Annotated in this window: 2 protein-coding genes; both read left to right on the top strand. The window is 55.1% G+C overall.

Translation table 11 applies throughout. From position 1 onward, the window contains the following. Positions 1-469: 469 nt before the first annotated feature. Complete coding sequence (locus WCG50_RS18610) at positions 470-2,128, top strand: MFS transporter (RefSeq protein ID WP_336901091.1); 1,659 nt, start codon at positions 470-472, stop codon at positions 2,126-2,128. 119 nt (positions 2,129-2,247) lie between these two features. Next, positions 2,248-2,715 (top strand): hypothetical protein, encoded by a 468-nt coding sequence (locus tag WCG50_RS18605; RefSeq protein WP_336901090.1) that lies wholly within the window; start codon positions 2,248-2,250, stop codon positions 2,713-2,715. Positions 2,716-2,961 lie beyond the last annotated feature (246 nt).

Raw genomic sequence — 2,961 nt, 5'->3', positions numbered from 1 at the left:
GCCGCGTTTCTTTTGAAGTTCCAAGTACTTCGGGTGTTTTTGGATTTTGTCGACCACCGGATCAATCATTCGGGTCTCCTAAGGTAGGTTGGGAAAAATGCGAGTAGTGCTATCAACACATCGCTCCATCTTGCAAAAAAGGGCTGACCATGCCCTTACGGGAGGGCTAGGGACAAACCCTGATTCAAGAGGGCGTCGCTCATGAAAGGCAGAATAAATTGCATGTCAACTGACCAATTATTCTCACTTCATTTTGAAGGCGAAAAATGACGGTTTTATGGCTATTTTGCGCATATATTCCGCATTGTAAAAATAGTGCTTAGGGTTAGCACTTGATTCATAAATCGGGCGCTTTAACGACGCTGTATTTCCTGATCAATGAGTCAGAATACCGTCAGTAAGTCGTTTGATAGTCCGCCACAGATGCCTGCCAAGGTGTCATTCATTACAACCGTTAGGAGACATCACGATGGCAACAAAAGCAGTCGCAAGACCCATGACCGCCGAAGAAAAAAAGGTGATTTTCGCCTCGTCATTGGGCACAGTTTTTGAGTGGTACGACTTTTACCTGTACGGTTCGCTCGCCGCCATCATTGCCAAGCAGTTTTTCAGTGGTCTGGATGAGGGGTCGGCCTTCATTTTTGCACTGCTCGCTTTTGCCGCAGGTTTCATCGTGCGCCCTTTTGGTGCGTTGGTGTTTGGCCGTCTGGGGGACATGATTGGGCGCAAGTACACCTTCCTGGTGACCATCCTGATCATGGGCTTGTCGACATTCATTGTCGGCATGCTGCCCAACTACGCCACCATCGGCGTGGCCGCACCGGTCATCTTGATTGGTCTGCGTATGCTGCAAGGCCTGGCCCTCGGTGGTGAATACGGCGGCGCCGCCACTTATGTGGCCGAGCATTCGCCGCATGGCAAGCGCGGTGCCTACACCTCGTGGATTCAGACCACAGCGACCTTGGGGCTGTTTTTGAGTTTGATGGTGATTCTGGGGACGCGAACCCTCATTGGCGAAGCCGCATTTGCTGACTGGGGTTGGCGTGTTCCGTTCCTGGTCTCGATTTTGTTGTTGGCGGTGTCCGTGTGGATTCGACTCAGCATGAATGAGTCGCCTGCTTTCGCCAAAATGAAGGCAGAGGGTCGGACCTCCAAGGCCCCGTTGTCCGAGTCATTCGGGCAGTGGAAAAACCTGAAGATCGTGATTCTGGCCCTGGTCGGCCTGACGGCAGGCCAGGCAGTGGTGTGGTACTCGGGCCAGTTCTATGCCCTGTTCTTCCTGACGCAAGCGCTCAAAGTGGACGGCGCAACCGCCAACATCATGGTGGCGATCTCGCTCATCATTGGTACTCCATTTTTCCTGGTGTTTGGTGCCTGGTCTGACAAGATTGGCCGCAAGCCCATCATCATGGCCGGTTGTCTGTTGGCGGTGGTGACTTACTTCCCGGTCTTCACGGCACTGACCAAAGCTGCCAATCCTGATCTTGCGGCAGCCCAGGTGGCCAACAAGGTGGTGGTGACCTCGGAAGACAAAGAATGCTCATTCCAGTTCAACCCGACCGGTACCGTCAAGTTCACCAGCTCATGCGACATCGCCAAGCAGGTGCTCGCCGGCGCTTCGGTGAGTTATGAAAATGCACCGGGTGCGGCGGGTGCCCCGGCCACCATCAAGATCGGTGAGACCGTGATCGCCAGCTACGCCTCCAAAGGGTTGCCTGCCGCTGAAGCCAAAGCCAAGGGCGATACCTTCAAAAAGGAAGTGGCGGACGCTCTGAAAGCGGCAGGTTACCCGACCAAGGCGAACATGGCCAAGTTTGACAAGCTCACCGTGATCGCCATCCTGACCTACCTCGTGATTCTGGTCACCATGGTGTATGGCCCGATTGCCGCCATGCTGGTGGAGATGTTCCCCACCCGCATTCGCTACACCTCGATGAGCTTGCCGTACCACATTGGCAATGGCTGGTTTGGCGGTTTGCTGCCCACCACCGCTTTTGCCATCGTGGCGCAGACCGGCAACATGTACAACGGCTTGTGGTATCCCATCATCGTGGCCGGTATGACGTTTGTGGTCGGCATGATCTTTGTGAAAGAGACCAAAGACGTAGATATTTACGCCAACGATTAACGGGTTAACCCGTGCGACTCAGCAGCCCTCTCCATGAGGGCTGTTTTTTTTGCCTGGCGGAACAGGTAAGCGAGTGTGTCATCAGGCTGGAGTTTCGCCGTTCAAACATAGAATGCCCCATGAAATACTCAAAAACAGAAGTCGGTCAGCAGGCGTTCAAGGCGCGCTCTAACCTGTTTTCAGCGCGCCAGCGCTCTGCATTTATTTTGTTTGACGGGGTCAAGTTGAGTGCTCAGGTTTTGACCGCCACCAGTGGCCTCGGAATTTCTCAGCTGGACATTGATCATCTGGTGGCACTTGGTTTTCTGGTGGCCGCGCCAAGCGCTGTGCCCCTGATTGCAGGCAATGATGCGGCGCTCACGGTGCCTGAATTGCCGGTGAGCACACGTACCCCACAAGAACGCTACAGCACGGCCATGCCATTGGCTACCAAACTCACCGCCAGCCTGGGCCTTCGAGGTTTCAGGTTGAATCTGGCGGTGGAAGCTGCCAGCGGCTATGCCGACCTGCTGGCCTTGCTGCCTCGTATTCAGGACGCAGTTGGTGTCAAACCCTGTGTCGAGTTGGCGCGGGCGCTCAAGGGCTAGCCTCTGGTTTGAGATGACCCTTTGGCACGGGTTTTCCCCCTGACCTGCCTAGAATGTCTGGCCTCCACAGGAAAGACATCACCCCATGCCACACGGTCTCATCCGCATTCGCGGCGCACGCCAGCACAACCTCAAAAATATTGACCTCGACATTCGCACCGGCGAGTTGACGGTGGTCACCGGCCCGAGCGGTTCGGGCAAGTCGAGTCTGGTGTTTGACACGCTGTATGCCGAGGGCCAGCGACG

Origin of the sequence: Rhodoferax sp., from assembly GCF_037143375.1 — a bacterium.
In the GTDB taxonomy this organism is placed as follows: Bacteria; Pseudomonadota; Gammaproteobacteria; order Burkholderiales; family Burkholderiaceae_C; genus Rhodoferax.
This window is presented reverse-complemented; position numbering and strand designations above follow the sequence as displayed.